The 17,485-nt window shown below is 39.4% G+C and carries 21 protein-coding genes; 14 read left to right on the forward strand and 7 right to left on the reverse strand.

Annotation, left to right across the window (positions count from 1 at the left end; translation table 11 throughout):
• Nucleotides 1-85 precede the first annotated feature (85 nt).
• Both AC3ISE_RS05585 and AC3ISE_RS05590 read left to right on the forward strand, forming a co-directional pair.
• Nucleotides 86-1,015 carry a DMT family transporter gene (locus tag AC3ISE_RS05585; protein ID WP_489223378.1) on the forward strand — a complete coding sequence of 310 codons (930 nt, stop codon included), beginning with the start codon at nt 86-88 and terminating at the stop codon, nt 1,013-1,015.
• Nucleotides 1,012-1,410 carry a hypothetical protein gene (locus tag AC3ISE_RS05590; protein WP_489223379.1) on the forward strand — a complete coding sequence of 133 codons (399 nt, stop codon included), beginning with the start codon at nt 1,012-1,014 and terminating at the stop codon, nt 1,408-1,410. The genes AC3ISE_RS05585 and AC3ISE_RS05590 overlap by 4 nt, the downstream gene beginning before the upstream one ends.
• Nucleotides 1,411-1,414: 4 nt before the next feature.
• Here the strand turns inward: AC3ISE_RS05590 and AC3ISE_RS05595 are convergent, their stop codons facing one another.
• Nucleotides 1,415-2,062: a CPBP family intramembrane glutamic endopeptidase gene (locus AC3ISE_RS05595; RefSeq protein WP_489223380.1), complete on the reverse strand. Its 648-nt coding sequence runs from the start codon at nt 2,060-2,062 to the stop codon at nt 1,415-1,417.
• A gap of 322 nt (nt 2,063-2,384) precedes the next feature.
• Between AC3ISE_RS05595 and sigH the strand changes: the two genes are divergently transcribed.
• The 3 genes from sigH to AC3ISE_RS05610 all read left to right on the forward strand — a co-directional run bounded on the left by sigH (nt 2,385) and on the right by AC3ISE_RS05610 (nt 4,306).
• Complete coding sequence (sigH, locus tag AC3ISE_RS05600; RefSeq protein ID WP_133311822.1) at nt 2,385-3,035, forward strand: RNA polymerase sporulation sigma factor SigH; 651 nt, start codon at nt 2,385-2,387, stop codon at nt 3,033-3,035.
• A 137-nt stretch (nt 3,036-3,172) separates the two neighbouring features.
• Nucleotides 3,173-3,961 carry a DUF4240 domain-containing protein gene (locus AC3ISE_RS05605; RefSeq protein ID WP_489223381.1) on the forward strand — a complete coding sequence of 263 codons (789 nt, stop codon included), beginning with the start codon at nt 3,173-3,175 and terminating at the stop codon, nt 3,959-3,961.
• A gap of 168 nt (nt 3,962-4,129) precedes the next feature.
• The gene (locus AC3ISE_RS05610; RefSeq protein ID WP_489223382.1) at nt 4,130-4,306 is read left to right on the forward strand and encodes a hypothetical protein; all 177 of its coding nucleotides are present in this window, start codon (nt 4,130-4,132) and stop codon (nt 4,304-4,306) included.
• A 292-nt stretch (nt 4,307-4,598) separates the two neighbouring features.
• Here the strand turns inward: AC3ISE_RS05610 and AC3ISE_RS05615 are convergent, their stop codons facing one another.
• The 3 genes from AC3ISE_RS05615 to AC3ISE_RS05625 form a co-directional block, all read right to left on the reverse strand.
• Nucleotides 4,599-4,820, reverse strand: coding sequence for a hypothetical protein (locus tag AC3ISE_RS05615; protein ID WP_489223383.1), 222 nt, complete (start codon nt 4,818-4,820; stop codon nt 4,599-4,601).
• Nucleotides 4,821-4,841: 21 nt separating this feature from the next.
• Nucleotides 4,842-5,591, reverse strand: coding sequence for a hypothetical protein (locus tag AC3ISE_RS05620; RefSeq protein WP_489223384.1), 750 nt, complete (start codon nt 5,589-5,591; stop codon nt 4,842-4,844).
• Nucleotides 5,592-6,355: 764 nt separating this feature from the next.
• A complete protein-coding gene (locus tag AC3ISE_RS05625) occupies nt 6,356-7,147 on the reverse strand; it encodes a DUF817 domain-containing protein (protein WP_489223385.1) in 792 nt (263 codons plus the stop codon).
• Nucleotides 7,148-7,336: 189 nt separating this feature from the next.
• On the opposite strand from AC3ISE_RS05625, the gene AC3ISE_RS05630 reads away from it, so the two are divergent.
• A complete protein-coding gene (locus AC3ISE_RS05630; protein WP_489223386.1) occupies nt 7,337-8,185 on the forward strand; it encodes a VOC family protein in 849 nt (282 codons plus the stop codon).
• A gap of 243 nt (nt 8,186-8,428) precedes the next feature.
• On the forward strand, nt 8,429-8,941 hold the full coding sequence (locus tag AC3ISE_RS05635; protein ID WP_489223387.1) for a DoxX family protein: 513 nt from the start codon (nt 8,429-8,431) through the stop codon (nt 8,939-8,941).
• A 324-nt stretch (nt 8,942-9,265) separates the two neighbouring features.
• Here AC3ISE_RS05635 and AC3ISE_RS05640 read toward each other — a convergent pair whose 3' ends face one another.
• The gene (locus tag AC3ISE_RS05640; protein WP_489223388.1) at nt 9,266-9,754 is read right to left on the reverse strand and encodes a DinB family protein; all 489 of its coding nucleotides are present in this window, start codon (nt 9,752-9,754) and stop codon (nt 9,266-9,268) included.
• A 279-nt stretch (nt 9,755-10,033) separates the two neighbouring features.
• On the opposite strand from AC3ISE_RS05640, the gene desA reads away from it, so the two are divergent.
• The 3 genes from desA (at nt 10,034) to AC3ISE_RS05655 (ending at nt 12,858) form a co-directional block, all read left to right on the forward strand.
• Nucleotides 10,034-11,053 (forward strand): Delta(5) desaturase DesA, encoded by a 1,020-nt coding sequence (desA, locus tag AC3ISE_RS05645; protein WP_070874982.1) that lies wholly within the window; start codon nt 10,034-10,036, stop codon nt 11,051-11,053.
• Between the two features lie 84 nt (nt 11,054-11,137).
• Nucleotides 11,138-12,262 carry a sensor histidine kinase gene (locus AC3ISE_RS05650; RefSeq protein ID WP_489223389.1) on the forward strand — a complete coding sequence of 375 codons (1,125 nt, stop codon included), beginning with the start codon at nt 11,138-11,140 and terminating at the stop codon, nt 12,260-12,262.
• The gene (locus tag AC3ISE_RS05655) at nt 12,259-12,858 is read left to right on the forward strand and encodes a response regulator transcription factor (RefSeq protein ID WP_489223390.1); all 600 of its coding nucleotides are present in this window, start codon (nt 12,259-12,261) and stop codon (nt 12,856-12,858) included. Before AC3ISE_RS05650 ends, AC3ISE_RS05655 begins: the two co-directional genes overlap by 4 nt.
• Nucleotides 12,859-12,972: 114 nt before the next feature.
• Here the strand turns inward: AC3ISE_RS05655 and AC3ISE_RS05660 are convergent, their stop codons facing one another.
• Nucleotides 12,973-13,344, reverse strand: coding sequence for a nuclear transport factor 2 family protein (locus tag AC3ISE_RS05660; protein WP_489223391.1), 372 nt, complete (start codon nt 13,342-13,344; stop codon nt 12,973-12,975).
• Nucleotides 13,345-13,501: 157 nt separating this feature from the next.
• Between AC3ISE_RS05660 and AC3ISE_RS05665 the strand changes: the two genes are divergently transcribed.
• Nucleotides 13,502-13,849, forward strand: a complete 348-nt coding sequence (locus AC3ISE_RS05665) for a winged helix-turn-helix transcriptional regulator (protein WP_489223392.1) — start codon at nt 13,502-13,504, stop codon at nt 13,847-13,849.
• 753 nt (nt 13,850-14,602) lie between these two features.
• On the opposite strand, the gene AC3ISE_RS05670 is transcribed toward AC3ISE_RS05665, so the two are convergent.
• Nucleotides 14,603-15,073, reverse strand: a complete 471-nt coding sequence (locus AC3ISE_RS05670) for a DinB family protein (RefSeq protein ID WP_489223393.1) — start codon at nt 15,071-15,073, stop codon at nt 14,603-14,605.
• Between the two features lie 139 nt (nt 15,074-15,212).
• Here AC3ISE_RS05670 and AC3ISE_RS05675 point away from each other — a divergent pair, with 139 nt between their 5' ends.
• From AC3ISE_RS05675 to AC3ISE_RS05685, 3 genes are all read left to right on the forward strand, one after another.
• A complete protein-coding gene (locus AC3ISE_RS05675) occupies nt 15,213-16,040 on the forward strand; it encodes a GNAT family N-acetyltransferase (RefSeq protein WP_489223394.1) in 828 nt (275 codons plus the stop codon).
• 193 nt (nt 16,041-16,233) lie between these two features.
• Nucleotides 16,234-16,677: an NUDIX domain-containing protein gene (locus AC3ISE_RS05680; RefSeq protein WP_489223395.1), complete on the forward strand. Its 444-nt coding sequence runs from the start codon at nt 16,234-16,236 to the stop codon at nt 16,675-16,677.
• Between the two features lie 45 nt (nt 16,678-16,722).
• A complete protein-coding gene (locus AC3ISE_RS05685) occupies nt 16,723-17,262 on the forward strand; it encodes a DinB family protein (RefSeq protein WP_489223396.1) in 540 nt (179 codons plus the stop codon).
• Nucleotides 17,263-17,485: the final 223 nt, after the last annotated feature.

Consider the following 17,485-nt stretch of genomic DNA (forward strand, 5'->3'; position numbering starts at 1 on the left):
AATTCTTTCTATAAAAGAAGGAAAGTCAGACCTTATCACAGAAGTCTAAAAGCTTAAGTAAAATCCAGATAAGGAATGAAGAGCTTTGAATAAACGCAACCCTTATTTTCTTCTAGTTCTTGCGACGGTTTTGTGGGGAGGGAATTTTGTCATCGGACGTGCGGCAACGGACAGCATGCCGCCATTTACCCTCTCCGTGCTCAGGTGGTGTACAGCTTTCATTATCTTTCTGCCATTTGCGTGGCCACACCTGAAAAAAGAGCATTCCCTGTTAAAAAAGAACTGGCGCATCCTGATTTTGATGTCTATAACAGGTATTGCGGGTTTTAACAGCCTTCTTTATCTTGCGCTGCATTATACTACATCCATTAATGCTTCGTTAGTGAATACGTCAACTCCAATCATGATTTATATTCTCTCCTTTTTCATTCTAAAAGAGAGCTTGAACAGAAATCAGTGGATCGGAACCATTCTTTCACTTGCAGGGCTACTTTTTATTCTTTCAAAAGGATCTCTTGCTGTTCTTGTCAATTTCTCGTTTAATTCTGGTGATTTTATTGTACTAGCAGCTGTTGTCTGCTGGAGTATTTATTCGATTTTAATAAAGCGGTATACAGGGATTTTGCCCGGATACAGCACATTTCTCGTTTGTATGGCTGTCGGAATTCTCGTTCTGTCTCCGCTGGCCTTTTATGAGACTTTCATTTTAAAAATCCCAGTTGTTTGGTCAAGTTCAGCGATTTTCACCATTTTTTATACTGGGGTTTTTGCATCGATAGTTGCATTTATCTCCTGGAATACGGCTGTTGTTAAAGTTGGTGCAAATAAAGCGGGAATTTTCCTGAACTTGATTCCTGTCTTTGCCGTCATCTTTGCTGTTTTATTTATAGGTGAATCCTTAATGTGGTATCAGCTTGCAGGGGGAATATCTGTCATAGCGGGGGTCTATTTGTCTGCAAGACCTATTCCAGCTGAACAAAAGTCAATTTTAAGAGATAAGGAGTTTTATCATTGAAAAAAGTAAGCCGTTTTTTTCTCGGTTTGGCACAGCTGATCTTTCTATTCGTCCTCCTTGCAGGCATCATTTTTTCTGGTTTTATGATTTATGATTCCATTATGGGCGGTGTATATCGTGATGTGGCCATATACATAGTAATGCTTGTATTTTGCATGTATTTTTTTGGCATGCTTATGGAGAAAAACAACTTTGATGGGGGAGCTGGAGAGGATTTTATTGCTCTTTCCATTTTCATTCTTTCTGTCCTGTTGGGAGGCCTTGTTTATCACGGGATAAACGCAATTTCAAAGCATCTCTATTGGCTCTTTTTTCCTCATCGAAAACCCGCTGCGCCTGCAAAAGTCAGGAAGAGCAGGACAATGTCATATAAGAAGGCCAGGAAGAATAGGTGAAGCATTAGACGTGTAAAAATTTAAAGTAAATAAGCATGATTCCTAAATCTGAAAGCATGTGACACAGAATGGCAGGGACCAGTGAGCGGAATCGGTGACGAAAATATCCCCAAATCATTCCCGCCAGGAAGACAGGGATGACTGCAAAAAGATTGATTGGCCAGTTAAACAGGAAGATAAGTGACAGCAGGTGATAAAGGCTGTAGAAAAAGGATGTAATCAGGATTGTATTTATAACACTCAGTTTTTGCATCAGCTTAGCGTACATAAATTCCCGCCAATAATATTCTTCCAATAAAGGATTGACGATCAGCAGGATCAGAATAAGCCAGATTAGATGCCCGCCAGTAAAGTTCCAGTCTATTAACTGCTGCTGAAGCTTTCCTGCATCAAAAAAAGAGTCAGGGAAAGCTGAAACGGTACCGAAGATCAGGAATAAAAAGAGGATTCCAGTACCGAAACCTGTTAAGACCCCTTTATTTAAGAGTACATTGTTTCTAACAAATTGAAGGCTTTGTCGGATGCTTGAAGCTGAGAACAGCAGAAGCCAGCCGTAAAACAGACTAAAAGTCAGGGGGACACTGTTCATAGCGTACAGTCCAAAAGCAATCATGATCGAGGGGCCAAGCAGAAGCAGCGAATATCCGAGCACAGCATCACCTCATTAAAATACATTTCTCTATTTCTTCTTGATAAAGAAGGAAAAATCCTTTCTTCTCCGATATTCACATTTCCTGCATTTAAAACCTATTTTTTAAACAAAATACTGACAGAATAAACAAAAAATCCTCAATATTCGACAAATTTCCTATCTATTCTTGCAATCTTTTCTTATTTTATGGCTTCCGCTGTAAACAAGAGTCGATATTTTTAAATATCTTTCAGGTACTATCTGAGGTAATATAAACATACTTCCTAGTTGCTAGTTTTTGGAGAGGGACCATCATCATCATGAAATCTGCGGAGGGATCTGTATGAGTGTTACATTAGAAGTGAGGAAGATAACAAGTTATGCTGATTTGACAGATGAGGTTTTGCTTGAACTCGTTCAAAATGGAGATTCAGAATCGACCGACTTTTTAATCAGCAAATATCGCAATTTTGTCCGGGCCAAAGCAAGCAGATATTTTCTCATTGGCGGAGAACGGGAAGATATCGTACAAGAAGGAATGATTGGGCTTTATAAAGCCATTCGTGACTTCAAAGTGGACAAGCAGGCTTCATTCAAGGCGTTTGCAGAATTATGCATTACCAGACAGATTATTACGGCCATTAAAACAGCTACCCGTCAAAAGCACACCCCTCTTAATTCCTATGTCTCTTTGTACAAGCCTCTTTTTGAAGATGATAACCACACGCTGCTCGATGTGATTCCCGGAACAAAAACAATGGATCCGGCCACTTTGATCATCAACCAGGAAAAAGCGCTGGACATTGAAATGAAAATGGCAGAAATGCTGAGTGATCTTGAAAGAAAAGTATTGGCCCTTTACATGGACGGACAATCCTACGTTGAAATCTCTGAAGAGCTGAATAAGCACGTTAAATCAATAGACAATGCACTCCAGCGGGTAAAGAGAAAACTCGAGAGATATATGGAGATGCGGGATTACAGCCTGGTATAGAGATAAATATCTGAATAGCGGGAAAATGGATGGCATGACTTTAATCGGTGATGCTTTTTGTTTTGCTTTTTTCTATTTTTTACTTATTAAAGGGAGTTCATTCAAAGTAAAATAGATAGAAAGGGAGGGTGAAAGAGATGGAAACACTTTTGGTTTACAAAGATGGATCATCGAATAAATTTTGGAAAGTAAAGACGGATCATACCTCTTTTACGATTACATACGGAAAAATAGGGACAAGCGGAGCGGTCAAGACAAAAGTATTCGAATCCGAGGAAGAATGCAGGAAGGAAGCAGAAAAGCTGATCAAAGCAAAAATGAAAAAAGGCTATCTCCCAGCTGAAAAAAAAGAAGGAATTATGAAAGAAAGCTCTATGACTGAGCATGCATTCTGGAATTTATTTCAAACAGCCAAGAGGAAGGCAGCCGACAGTGAGGAACAAATTGAGGTGCTGACCTATACGTTATCAAAAATGCCTAATAAGGATCTTGTGCGTTTCGATTACATCCTTCAGAAGTATATGAACGAATCATACTCTTCAAATTTATGGGCTGCCGCCTATATTATTATGGGAGGATGCTCAGATGATTGTTTTGATTACTTTAGAGCATGGCTTATTTTCCAGGGGAAAGAGACCTGCGAAGCAGCCATATCCAATCCAGAAGTGCTGATACCACTCCTTGAGAAGATGGAAGAAGAGGGGGAATTCCCTCAGCTAGAAGAGCTTTTATCAGCAGCATGCATGGCTTTTGAAGAAAAAACAGGCCGCGATGAAGACGATTATTACGAGCTGTTTGACAAACTTGAAGGATTTGAGATGCAGCCTGAAATTGAATTGGACTGGGAAGAAGATGACGAAGAAGAACTGCAAAAAAGATTTCCAAAGCTGTGGGGAAAATATGGAGAAGTGCCGATGGAATGGTAGAATGCTTGGGGTTGACTTAGCGGGTTCGGTTCAGAGGTGCAAAACATAAAAACACATAATATATAAAACCTCGTATAACACACCCATTATTAGAATGGGTGTGTTAACTGGCAGCAGCATTATAAACCTTTTAAACAAATAACCTTAATGTTATTGGAGAGTGATCGGATGATTTGGTTATATTTATTGACTCCTGTCGTTATTCTAGGCGGTATTGCTATTTATCTTGAAAAAAAATCTGGAAGCACTCCGCCTGATGAAAATATCCAAGATGAAAAGCTAGGAGAAGTTATCAATCAAAATGGCATCAATTCCAATGGGAGCCATGATGGATCAGGATATTAATAGTTCACTAAAGGACCCTTTATCGAAACAAAGAACTTCTGCATAAACGATCGGTTTATTATGCAGCCATTCGGCTTCTCCGACAGCTGGAAAGGTTGATTTAACAGGCTTGTATAAAATCCTGCATAGCCGATAAAAATGACCGTCAAAAAACCCCTTGAATTATAAGGGGTTTTGTTTTTTGCACCTGCCTCTAGGTTTCATTATGTTAACTGGTTTTGTATAACGTATTCATGTACTACAATAGATAAATCCCATTTATATTTTGAACACTTACTTAGCTCACAATCATTCACTTTTTTTCTGGTATGATATTTAAAATAATTATATACACTTTATCTGTATTGAATTCACCGACATAAAAGACTTGATGAATCTCCAATGCTTCTCCTTCTTTTAGAGGGTGGAGTTCCGTTTGCATTTTTATAGCTTCTTCCAGCCGTTTTTCAAATGAAAAGTCGTCATAATTATTGCCAATTGTCCATTCAATAATCATTTGGTTTTGTATACGCATTTATTAATCTCCTCCTTCATTTTATTTGCAATAGGGGTAATGAGTACTTGAACTAGAATCAGTATGATTAGTTATCACACGATGCCAATATGTAAGACCATAACCAGATATCATTATATTCATAGGTCTACCTTGAAATCTCTTTAGATATACTGTTGTAAATGTTCCATCCACACGTGTGGAAAACTTTTCATCAGGTTTTGCGACTGTTGAACTTCTTAAAGAACTTACACCAACATCACTAGCATATCGAGTTCTACTACAAGAAGTACTAGTAACGCTCTTGTCATATTTATGTCTTTCAAAAGCATGAGTATTCACAAATTGCGAGCTAGTGGATCCCCCATTTAACTTAAAGGGTACATCAGGATAAACCGCAAGAATATCAACTAAGGATTCTCCTTCAATAGAAGCCTTTATATCATTTATCTCTGTAGTTGAAGAAATATTTTTTTCAACTGCTGGAGAAATACCATCTTCCTTTACTGTTGAGATACTCTTTTCCTTTACAGAAGAAATAGCACCTTCCTCATTTACAATAACAACTAAGTCTATGCTTTGGCTAACCCCATCTATGTCTGTCCAATGATATGTAATTTCATTTGTTCCACTTTTTAAAGTATCCTCTATCATATTTAATTTGTATGTTACGATTTTCTCATTTAAGTCAACTTCACTAGATGAGATACCTGAAGCATAAACATTTGAAAAACTACTAAACAATAAAACAAATGCTAAGACTATGAAAAAACTATTTTTTTTAGTTAACATATATATCCTCCATTTGCATTTTCTCGATTTTAATTAATAATACCCCTGACAGTTTCAGAAATTCCAAAACGTTACTACACCCTTCATTCTTTAAATTAACAAATTATACAATATTTTCATATTTCATTTTAACAGGTAAAGTGTTGAAAAAATACTAAAAATTGAAAATAATTACAGAGCAAATTTAACTAAAACTATATGAATTGTACAAACAATTTACTATCAAAACGCTACTTTCATCGTCATACATAACTTAGCCATTATAGAAACCATTCTTCCTATTCTTCTATTTATTGATCCCTCTCCATATTTCCGTATATCTTTCCTCATAAAACTTCTATCTCTACCCTATAACCGTTACTGCTCATCCAGCGACAACCTTAAGTACCAGAAGACCTCATCCTACAATCCTATGTTGATAGGATGAGGTCTTCTGGTGATCACGAAAAAGAAGGAGCCTAGTCAATCTCCTTTTGGACAAGGGTTTTTCACCAACAAGACACCAAAAATCAACAGGGGCAATTGATATCTTTTTCATATCTCTCTAATTTCGGTTTTAAATTCCAACAAAAACACACCGAATTATTCCCGTTTGGGAAAAGTCAGTGTGTTCTTCTACAGCCATTTTCTTCTGATAACTTTGATTATGTTAACTAGCTTTGTTTAATGTAATCATATAGTAATTGAGGATCGGTATCGGAAGATTGGATTTTTCTGATTTATATGTCATCACAATCGAGCGCGTTAGCTGTAGTTTTGCACAATCATTGATCAGCAGTTACAGTTTCAACATGATTTCTGCTCTCTTTGACATGCTTCAACTGAGCCACAATCATAAAACTGACAATCACAAGGAGCAGCCATGAGCTGATTTTGCCGATGTGGACAATTTCCCATTGCGCCTGCTGGTTTGGATACGCCCATGCCCCAAAGTATGTCGCAATATTTTCTGCAATCCAAATGAAAAATCCGATTAGAAAAAAAGATAAAGGAAGAGGCATGAAATAGGTTGTTTTGTTTACAGTGAAAGAGACAAACGTTTTTAGAAAAACAAGCAAGATTAGAAGTTTCAAAATCCATCGCACATCATAGATGTAATGATGAGTGTAAAAGTTAAAGTAGATAGCAGCTCCGAGTATCACGACAATCCAAGATGCCGGCCAGCTGCTGATCCGCAAATCCATTCTCCTCCACGCCTGGCACATATAGCTTGCCACGCTCGCATACATAAATCCGCTGTACAACGGTACTCCGAATACTTTGCTTACCGCATCTTCCGGATAAGCCCACGAACCCATCTGCACCTTATAAAGTTCAAGAGCAAGTCCAATAATATGAAATACAAAAATGACTTTCACTTCATCCGCTGTTTCGTACTTGAAAAGAATCATTAGAATCTGAGCTGAAAGACAAATCAGCAAAATGAGATCGTAGCGGGCAATGAATGGAACTTCTATGTATTTTGTTAATGCAAGTGTTAGAAAAATAATTACCGGAAAAAGGCATGACATGGCTTGCTGGTATCCAAAGTGAAAAAGATTTATTAGATGCTTCATAAGAACACCTCAGTTAAAAAACATTCAGTTTTTCTATTAAGTATGATGGAGATAATTTGGGAAGTCTATAAAATTAAGTGATTTATTTATCGGTCAATGTAAAATATTGCTTGACTTAAGTTAGTTACGAAAATATAATTACTTACATAAAGTAAGTTAATGAAAGTGATCATAAAGGGGGATTCATTTATGGAGTTTCATCAGCATCCGCATACCTATGTTGGCCAAGTCAGCATGAAAGTTCAGGATTTAAAAAGGGCATTAGCGTTTTATCAGGATGTGATCGGTTTTAAGATCCTTGATCAAACTGAACAGCATGCCAATTTGACAGCTGACGGCAAGACGGTTCTTCTGTCACTTGAGCAGCCGGAAAATGTTTCAGCTAAACAGCCACATACAACGGGGCTTTATCATTTTGCTTTGCTGCTTCCAAAGCGCTCAGACTTAGGAAGAGTGCTGCAGCATCTGGTTCAGATCAACTATCCGATTGGCGCATCCGATCATTATGTAAGTGAAGCTCTTTATTTAAATGATCCTGACGGCAATGGCATTGAAATTTATGCAGACCGGCCAGCAACTGAGTGGACATGGCAAGAGGGTCAAGTGTCAATGGCGACTGAACCGCTTGACGCACAAAGTGTCTTAGCTGAAGGGAAAGGTGAACCATGGACTGTTCTTCCTGAAAAGACGGTAATGGGACATATCCATCTGCACGTTTCACATTTGAAGGATACAGAAGAGTTTTATGGCAAAGGCTTGGGATTTGAAGTTGTCACCCGTTATGGCAGACAGGCTCTCTTCATGTCAACAGGGGGCTATCATCACCATATCGGTTTAAATACCTGGGCAGGAGAAGGGGCACCGGCTCCGTCCGAAAACAGCGTCGGATTAAAATGGTTTACACTCGTCTATGCTGATGAAGAAGCTAGAAATAAAGCTATTCAGCAAGTAAAAGAATTAGGTGCAGAGGTTACGAAAGTAAACGCTGACTTTATTACGGCAGATCCATCTGGGAACCGGATTGTCATAAAAATTTGAATACATGATGCAGTCTTATTGGCGATGCCAGTAAGGCTGTTTTTTTATGCCAAACAGCATAGAAAAAAATTCCATGAACATTTTGTGAAAGCGATTGTTTTCCTTAATAAATCGGAGTATAGTAAGGGTATAGAAAGTTAGTGAAAATATTCACAAACTTTCTTGACATAAGCTGGCTTGTCAAATTATTTTCCTTTTTTTAACTAATTATGTGAAAAGATTCACAAAGAGGAGATGTTTAAGATGGCATGGTTTAGAGGAACAAAGATGGCAGTTGTTTGGACGGTTCTGCGGATCTGGCTTGGTATACAATGGTTTGAAGCAGGCATTGGTAAAATTACAGGCGGTTTTGATGCAACAGGGTATCTGCAGGGAGCAATTGCGAAAGCGGGCGGAGATCATCCTGCCGTCCAAGGCTGGTATGCGGCTTTTCTGAAACATGCAGCATTACCTAATGCTGAGCTGATTAATGTTCTAGTTCCATGGGGTGAAGCACTTGTCGGAATCGCATTAATCGTTGGACTTGCAACACTGCCGGCTCTTTTAGCAGGTGCATTTATGAATCTGAACTTTATGCTGGCAGGGACAACAAGCACGAATCCCATTCTCTATACTGCCGCTATGCTTTTGATGGCAGCCGGTGCGGTAACTTGGTTTTACGGGGCTGACCGCTTTGTCATACCATATATCAAAAAATATTTTAATCGAAATCAAGGGCTGAAAAAAATGAAACAGCATCATGCAGCAGCTCATTAGACATAGGATATAATTTCTTGTATTTCTGTCCAGCTTCAGCGCCTGACACCTAGGTCAGAACGGATCCGAAAGTATTGGCAAAAAGCGCCTTTACTGGCGGATCCTTATCTGCCTTAAAAAGCTGACCAAGTCGCTTGCACTTTCAAATTGTAAAGGAAATTATAAAAGGAAATACGTTGCGGATAATAAAATTAGGTTATCTACGTCCAGCTCCAGCGCCTAGATCCTCGGTCAGAACAAATCCGACAAAAAAGTCTTAACCGGACTTTTCTGTCGGATTCTTATCTGCCTGTCGGAGCGGGTCGTGGCGCCTGCGCTTTGTTCTTAAGACGTCGGAGCTCCCATATCAGACCATTCTTCTTTTGAAGGTCCATAAGCGCCGGTTACTGGAAGTCCTGCCTGACGCATTAATACAGTCAGCTGTCCGCGATGGTGGATTTCATGTTTAACGAAAAGAGATAATGTCATCCCGTTTTTCCACTGAAAACCAAACACTTCTTTTGTTTCCTGCATTTTCTCATCATCCCAATCACTTATGCCATCCAGAAGCGATTGAACCGTGACGCGGTACTGCTCCGCAATTTCTGCTGCTGCAGCAGGGACTTCATTGTTTGCAGGAGCCTGAATCTTAACACCCATTGGTTCAAGCATACCTCCAGTAGGCACTAAATGCCATGCCAGTTCACCAAGAGAGCGGTGCCCGGGTGCAATTTCTTGCTTTAATGAAGCATCTGTTAATGAATTCAGCAATTTTTGTGTGACAGCTGCTTCATTTTTGTAGTCGCTGATAAAGCTTTGTACAGTTAAATACATGTGATTAGCTCCCATCCGATTTTAATTTACAAGAACATACGTACTGTTCATTTATTCAATTCTCCATATAAACCTCATTTCCTTCTTAAAATAGAAACGATTTTTTTAATCTGAAAAAACACGTATAGAATATTTTCAACCTGCAGAAAATGAATGTGGAAATCATCTCCATTCCCTATATGACATTTATCATGTATCTAACATGACACCTATGTCTGCACAGCGGAATGGAAAGCGTCTATAATTTGAATTACCTTATTACGAAGGGAATCAAAAACTATGAGCAAAGAATTGCAAAGAAACTTACGAAAACAAGTAGCTCCATATGAAAAAGCAAATACGAAAGCAAGCATTATGCAGATAGTCAATACCTTAGGGCCCTTCTTTATCCTTTGGGCGCTTGCGTATCAGAGTCTGTCGATTTCATACTTCCTGACGCTTGGATTCGCTGTCCTTGCTGCCGGATTTTTAACAAGAATTTTCATTATTTTTCATGATTGCTGTCATCACTCATTCTTTAAGAACCGAAAAGCAAATAAAATCATTGGTACAATAACAGGTGTTTTAACCCTGTTTCCTTACAGCCAATGGCAGCATGATCACTCAATCCATCATGCAACAAGCAGTAATTTAGATAAACGCGGAACAGGCGATATTTGGGTTCTGACAGTTGATGAATATTTGGCAGAGCCGATGTGGCGCAGAATTGCGTACCGTTTATACCGCAATCCGCTTGTGATGTTCGGAATTGGACCAACCTACGTTTTTCTTTTCAAGAACCGTTTTAATAAAAAAGGTGCAAAAAAAGGCGAGAAAATGAACACTTACCTTACGAATGCATTAATTGCTGCAGCAGCGGCTGCTCTGTGTCTCACAATTGGATGGGAAGCGTTTCTTTTAGTACAGGCCCCAATTTTCTTAATCTCCGGATCTATGGGTGTATGGCTTTTCTATGTACAGCATACATTTGAGGATTCTTATTTTGAAGAAGATGAAAACTGGGATTATGTAAAAGCAGCTGTAGAAGGAAGTTCATTCTATAAACTTCCAAAGCCGCTTCAATGGCTTACAGGCAATATCGGCTATCATCATGTTCATCACTTGAGCCCGAGGGTGCCGAACTACCGTCTGGAAGAAGCACACAATAACACAGCGCCTCTTCAAAACATTCCGACGATTACACTTGCAACTAGCTTGCAGTCGCTGAAATTCCGTCTATGGGATGAAAGAAGCAAAAAGTTTGTGGGTTATAAAGAAATAAGAGCTCTTTCTAAAATGAGAAGCAGCCATCAAGTATAAGAATAATTGGAAAATACATGCAGTCTTAATAGGCTGCATGTGTTTTATTATGATAAAATAGTTAGTAAAAAAGGAGTTTCCATCATGTTTAAACGATATTTTAATAACGGAATTTCTCCTTATATATGGGCCGTACTCAGCATTCTGCCATTTTATTTTATTCTTCAATCCTCCTCAACGGCTGAAATCATTATTGGAATATCTTTAACGATTTTATTTTTCATTATTTTCAGGTTTGCTTTTATTTCAAAGGGATGGCCGGTCTATTTATGGACGTGTCTGTTAATCGGTATTTCCTTTACATCGATGTATTTATACACTTATATCTACTTTGCGTTTTATATTGCATACCTGATTGGAAATGTGAGGGACCGGATCGCTTTTCTTACCCTTTATGTCATCCATTTAGTCGTGACCACGGCTGCTATTAATTTCAGTATCATTTTTCAGGAAGCATCTTTTTTAGAGCAGCTCCCATTTATTATTATCACGTGCATCAGTGTCATTCTTCTTCCCTTTAATATCTATAATAAGAAGGAGAGGGGACAGCTTGAAGAAAAGCTTGAAGATGCCAACAAGAAAATCTCGGAGTTTGTAAAGCTTGAAGAGCGTCAGAGAATTGCCCGTGATCTGCATGATACGTTAGGACAAAAGTTATCGCTGATTGGTCTGAAAAGTGATTTGGCCAGAAAATTAATTTATAAAGATCCTGAAAAAGCACGCGAGGAATTAAAGGATGTTCAGGCTACAGCAAGAACAGCCTTAAACGAAGTGAGAAAAATGGTCTCGCAAATGCGGGGCATCAGGCTTAAAGAAGAAATGGTCCGCGTCAGACAGATTTTAAAAGCAGCGGAAATCGAGTTTGTCCTTGAGCAGGATGCGGCACTTTCTAATGTTTCCTTGCTTACTGAAAATATATTGAGCATGTGTTTAAAAGAAGCGGTAAACAATGTTGTGAGGCACAGCAAGGCAAAAACCTGTTATTTCCGGGTTGAACAGACTTGGGACGGAATCGTGATGACGGTCCGTGATAATGGAATCGGCAGTATTACTGAGGGTGATTTTACAAAAGGCAACGGGCTGAACGGCATGAAAGAACGCCTGGAGTTTGTAAATGGAAGTCTCGAGATCAGGTCGGAAAAAGGAACCACGCTCATCATAAAAGTACCGAATGATGTAAAACAAAAAGATAAGGAGGATCTCATATGATCCGAATCGTGATTGCAGAGGATCAGCAAATGCTTTTGGGCGCATTAGGATCACTGCTGAATTTGGAAGATGATATGGAAGTTGTAGGGAAGGCTCATAACGGGGAAGAAGCTGTTGCCCTTGTGAAAAAATTCAAACCGGATGTATGCATCACTGACATTGAAATGCCTGGCATGAATGGACTCGAAGCAGCCGAACAGCTAAAAGCAGAAGGCTGTAAAGTGATTATCTTAACAACGTTCTCACGTTCTGGATACTTTCAGCGTGCGGTAAAAGCCGGCGTAAGTGCCTACTTATTAAAAGACAGCCCGAGCGAGGAGCTTGCAAGCTCTATCCGCAGCGTAATGGAAGGCAGACGAATCTATGCACCGGAACTCATGGATGATGTGTACAGTGAAGAAAATCCCTTAACGGAACGGGAAAAAGAAGTGCTGGAGCTCGTCGCAGACGGCATGAACACAAAAGAAATAGCCGAAGAACTTAGCATAAAAGCTGGAACCGTCCGGAACTACATCTCAACCATTTTTGAAAAGCTCGAAGTAAAAAACCGAATAGAGGCCATTTCCCAATCGAAGGAAAAGGGATGGTTCAAATAAATCGCTGCAAACCTTGATAAAGTGGAGAACACTGGATTGAGGTTTTTTGTTTTGGCTGGAAAAGTCTTTTTTTTGAAATTATAATTGCAAAAAAGCCGGCAATTGCCAGCTTGATTAGGAGTACTTGTTAAAAATGGTTTTATCTGATGGGATATTTTCCAGGTAGACAATTTTCCCTTCCTCATTCAGTTTGGCACGATCAATGCCGGATAAGGCATAGACTTTCCCTTGAATCGTTTTTCCATAGACAGCCCAGTTCGTTTCGTAATATCCGCTCTGATCATTGAGCACCCATTTATCAAACATGTGTTTGACTTCCGCGTTGTTTGAATAGAAAGCCTTAATGAAGTTTTCAAAGCCAATTTGTTTTGCTCCATTTAAGACGATTTCGACTTTCGGTGAAAATAAGCTCAGCAGCTCGTCCATCGCTTTAGGGTCTTGTCCTGCTTGATCGAACAAATAAAAGTAGTCATTTAAAATTTTCATAATATCCCGCCTTTTTTCTATGATGTGAACGATAATTGCTATTATACTCCTGCTAAAATAAAATAAGAAGAAGGCACTTTTTTATTAGATAACCAATTAGAATAAAGCAGGTTACCTGTAAGTAACCTGCTTACTTTTACTTAAGGCGGTCAAATCCATGGAGAATGAAGAGATCAAATCGGCAGCAGAAGGTTCATGTATCCCGATTATTGAAAATACCATAAGCATAATTGGAGGGAAATGGTCATTTTTAGTATTGACTCAGCTGTGGGTTCATAAGAAGAAACGATTCTCTGAACTGCAAAAGTCACTTCCAAACGTAAGTTCAAAGGCTCTTACAGATACATTGAGAAGCCTTGAACACAACGGAATGCTCACGAGGGAAGTTTTTGCTACCGTCCCTGTTACGGTGGAATATTCCCTTTCCGAAAAGGGAGCGGACTTCCAAAAAGTCCTCCATGCCATGCAAGTGTGGGGCAAAAAATGGGCAGACGAAACGATGTGAAGTTCGTAAGTGCGAAAAAGAGGCTGGGACAAAAGGTTTTTATTCAAAGAATAATCCGAACTATTATGTGAAATTCCAACTTGAATTTCGTTTTAGTTCGGATTTTTTCTTTGGCTCTCTTCATAAATTTTGTTGCTACAGGACTAAATGTTAGAAACCTTAAAGTGGATTGCAGCGGAAGGAACTTGACTCCTGCGGGAAATAGAGCAAATTGGGAGACCCCACAGGCAACGCCGAGGAGGCTCCCATGCTCCCCGCGGAAAGCAAGTTCCTGGAGCGTAAAGGAACGGACAACATTTATCATGAAAAACAACAATCTATGCGGAAATAGCCCTTTCTTTTAATGGTTTTCGCACTATTCAATGTTCGGCTTTCATTGAGGAGATGATCGTTACGTCCCAGCCTCTTCTTTTGGGGCCTTGACCCATCAAAAGTTGAAGCACTATTGGGATTGACGCCACTTTTTAAGCTTTGAATCGTCAAAAGTGGCAGCACTATTGGAATTGACGCCACTTTTAAAGCTTTCAATCGTCAAAAGTGGCAGCACTATTGGGACTGACGCCACTTTTTAAAATTTGAATCGTCAAAAGTGGCAGCACTATTGGAATTGACGCCACTTTTTAAGCTTTGAACCGTCAAAAATGGCAGTACTACTGGGACTGACAGCATGAAATATTTCACAGAAAAAACAGGCAGAAAAAATCATTCTTTTATATGCTTCATATTAGAGCTTTATTGAAAAGCCCTTCTTTATCATGATTTTACCGCCCGGTAGATCCGCTTAATTGTTTCAATATGCATGGCTTCATGATAAAAGCTGAATAAAAATGTCTCTCCTACAGTGTGAAACGTGATGCCTGCCCGGTTGGTAAATGGTTCTTTTAGCTTTTGATGAAAGTGTCCGGGAATGTATTCTTTTAATCTATCCTTTTGATGATTCAGCACTTCTGAAATCTCAGCAAATGAGGGCGGTGTGCCCTTCCAATCAGAAGGTTTAGTGCCAGCGCTGAACAGCTCCTTATAATTCCCCGGAACTCCTGATTCCGCGCCAGAGAGTTCGAATACAAGCTTTTCCTGTATGTAGGCAATATGGCCAAAGTTCCAGCGGATGTTATTGTTGTAACCTGCAGGAATGAGGTCCGCTCTTTCCTCAGGTATTCTGCTGAGTGTGTTTTCTGTAATACCTCTCACAATCTCCATGTGCTGCATAATAGTTTGTTCCATGAAAAAATCACTCCTTTACAAGGTTTATTCGTTTCAATACCCCGTTTTCCTTCTATTTTGTATTTTTAAAAGGATTTTCGATTTGTCTTAAAGAATAATACTTTGATGCTTCAAACTTTATAGGTTCTGGAGGAACAAGATGTTAACTGAGATAAAGCTAAACGAGATTGAGGTGCTTCAGCATGAATGCGAAGCGTTCGATCAAATACAATTAAAACTGAACTGGGATATGCTTAAAAATCGTTCTGAAAATGAAAAGAATGATTTTCTTCATTATGAAGATGGAAAGCTTGCGGCATTTTTGGGAATATACAGCTTTGGAAAAAAAGCAGAACTGTGCGGTATGGTCAAACCAGAGTACAGAAGAAAAGGAATTTTCACTAAGCTTATAAAGCAGGTTTTGTCAGCTTGCATAGAAAGACAGTTCAGGGAAGTTCTTTTAAATGCTCCTGCAAAGTCTCCTGCTGCAAAGGATTTTCTAAAAACCATCTCGTGTGAATATGGTTTCTCTGAATACCAAATGAAATGGACCGAAAACGAGTCTCCAGGTGAGGACCGCCGAGTTACTCTAAGAAAATCTGAACCTGCTGATCGTGAACTTGAAATTCAGCTGGATGTAAGCTGCTTTGGCTATTTGGAACAAGATGCATCCGATTACAATCATTCCTTGAAAAGGGAAGATGATCAGGAGTTTATCATCATTGAATTTGAAAACAAAGCAGTCGGGAAAATGCGTGTTTCTCATACGGGCGGGGAAGCCTGGATCTACGGCTTTGCGGTACTGCCTGATTATCAGGGCAGAGGAATCGGCAGAAATGCTTTGCAGAAAGTCATTGCTAAGGAAAATGAAGCAGGGTATCCGATCTTCCTTGAGGTTGAGGCAAAAAATGCTCATGCTCTTAAACTATATGAATCATGCGGATTCAGGTCGTTTCATGTGCAGGATTATTATGTGCTGCAGAAATAAATAAGAGCATTTCTTCCCGGAGGGCGTTATCATTTCATTTGATGACGCCTGTTTGCCTTTAGGTACTTTTCATCATTTTATAGATGAATGGTGTCAGATATGAAAAGCAGAGCATACTCATATCAAATGACCAAGCATGATTCTGTTTACAGAATGCAGGGAGGAAAGGACCATCAGAAGCGGATCGGAAATTGTGGATTTTTTAATCGTAGATGAATCTGAGCTGGTTTCATTTCAGCCATTGACAGGATCTTTTGTTATTTTAAGATGCAGGGGTAAATTCCTGCTTTGTTTCAGTAAAAAGAGAAAGCAGTGGGAGCTTCCCGGCGGGAGAAGGAAGAGCGGAGAATCTCCGAAAGAATGCGCGATAAGAGAGTTATTTGAGGAAACAGGACAATATGTACCGCAGCTGGAATTTGCTGGATTGCTGAAAAAGAGAAAAAAGAGTACAGGAAAAGTAAAATACAATCCGATTTTTTTCGCTGATGCGGAGGAATTAATGCCATTTAAAGTGAATAAGGAAACATCAAAGATTATCTTATGGGATTTTTCTGAACAAATAGGCATGATAGATCAAAAAGTTTTTAGCCTTTTAATCTATTTGAAAGAAAGGCTGTTGGACGGTAACTGGACGTAAATTAAGAGTTTAAAGAGAGAAAATATTCAATAAAGGATGAGGAGCATGAACAAACGCCCGGAACAAAATGAATATGCACCGTATTATGAAGGTTATATCAGCATGATACCTGAAGGCAATCTTGAACAAATATTAAAGGAGCAAGTGAAGGATACTCTCCATTTGCTTAACGATCTTTCCGAGACACAAGGAGAATTCAAGTACGCAGAAGGAAAATGGAGCATAAAAGAAGTAATCGGCCATGTTGTGGATACGGAAAGAATTATGGCATACCGTCTTTTATCTATTGCAAGGGGAGATGAAGTGCAGCTGCCAGGCTTTGATGAAAATACATATGTAAATCAGGCGGATTTTAATGGGGAGAAGATGGAAGACCTCCTTCAGAATCTGTTCGTTGTCCGGGAGGGGACACTGCTCTTGCTTAAGAGCTTAAAAGAAAAAGACTGGCTAAGACGTGGAACGGCAAATCAAGTGGATGTAACAGTACGTGCAATAGCATGCATCATTGCCGGTCATGAGCTTCATCACCGAAAAATCCTTAAAGAACGCTATTTGGAAGCGAAGGAATTTTCAGCTCTAGTCTAACCAGCGAACTAGTATTCGATAAAAGCGGAATGAAGGTACATATATATGAAACTAAAAAAAGCTGTGTCACGTGTGGACACAGCTTTTTCAGGGTAGCCTTTACTGTTTCAGACAGTGGCTTTTTGGCTAAATACCTACCTGTCTGTCAGGTCTGAACAGTCGGTTCCGCTTTTCTTGGTGTCTAGCTCCACCTCCTAGCCCCTCGGCCAGAACGGCTCCATCT

This window comes from Metabacillus sp. KH_069 (assembly GCF_057838075.1).

Coding starts and splice junctions, on each gene's coding strand:
- sigH (WP_133311822.1), top strand. CDS start 2,385: ATGAGTGTTACATTAGAAGTGAGGAAGATAACAAGTTATGCTGATTTG.
- AC3ISE_RS05605 (WP_489223381.1), top strand. CDS start 3,173: ATGGAAACACTTTTGGTTTACAAAGATGGATCATCGAATAAATTTTGG.
- AC3ISE_RS05610 (WP_489223382.1), top strand. CDS start 4,130: ATGATTTGGTTATATTTATTGACTCCTGTCGTTATTCTAGGCGGTATT.
- AC3ISE_RS05615 (WP_489223383.1), bottom strand. CDS start 4,820: ATGCGTATACAAAACCAAATGATTATTGAATGGACAATTGGCAATAAT.
- AC3ISE_RS05620 (WP_489223384.1), bottom strand. CDS start 5,591: ATGTTAACTAAAAAAAATAGTTTTTTCATAGTCTTAGCATTTGTTTTA.
- AC3ISE_RS05625 (WP_489223385.1), bottom strand. CDS start 7,147: ATGAAGCATCTAATAAATCTTTTTCACTTTGGATACCAGCAAGCCATG.
- AC3ISE_RS05630 (WP_489223386.1), top strand. CDS start 7,337: ATGGAGTTTCATCAGCATCCGCATACCTATGTTGGCCAAGTCAGCATG.
- AC3ISE_RS05635 (WP_489223387.1), top strand. CDS start 8,429: ATGGCATGGTTTAGAGGAACAAAGATGGCAGTTGTTTGGACGGTTCTG.
- AC3ISE_RS05640 (WP_489223388.1), bottom strand. CDS start 9,754: ATGTATTTAACTGTACAAAGCTTTATCAGCGACTACAAAAATGAAGCA.
- desA (WP_070874982.1), top strand. CDS start 10,034: ATGAGCAAAGAATTGCAAAGAAACTTACGAAAACAAGTAGCTCCATAT.
- AC3ISE_RS05650 (WP_489223389.1), top strand. CDS start 11,138: ATGTTTAAACGATATTTTAATAACGGAATTTCTCCTTATATATGGGCC.
- AC3ISE_RS05655 (WP_489223390.1), top strand. CDS start 12,259: ATGATCCGAATCGTGATTGCAGAGGATCAGCAAATGCTTTTGGGCGCA.
- AC3ISE_RS05660 (WP_489223391.1), bottom strand. CDS start 13,344: ATGAAAATTTTAAATGACTACTTTTATTTGTTCGATCAAGCAGGACAA.
- AC3ISE_RS05665 (WP_489223392.1), top strand. CDS start 13,502: ATGGAGAATGAAGAGATCAAATCGGCAGCAGAAGGTTCATGTATCCCG.
- AC3ISE_RS05670 (WP_489223393.1), bottom strand. CDS start 15,073: ATGGAACAAACTATTATGCAGCACATGGAGATTGTGAGAGGTATTACA.
- AC3ISE_RS05675 (WP_489223394.1), top strand. CDS start 15,213: ATGTTAACTGAGATAAAGCTAAACGAGATTGAGGTGCTTCAGCATGAA.
- AC3ISE_RS05685 (WP_489223396.1), top strand. CDS start 16,723: ATGAACAAACGCCCGGAACAAAATGAATATGCACCGTATTATGAAGGT.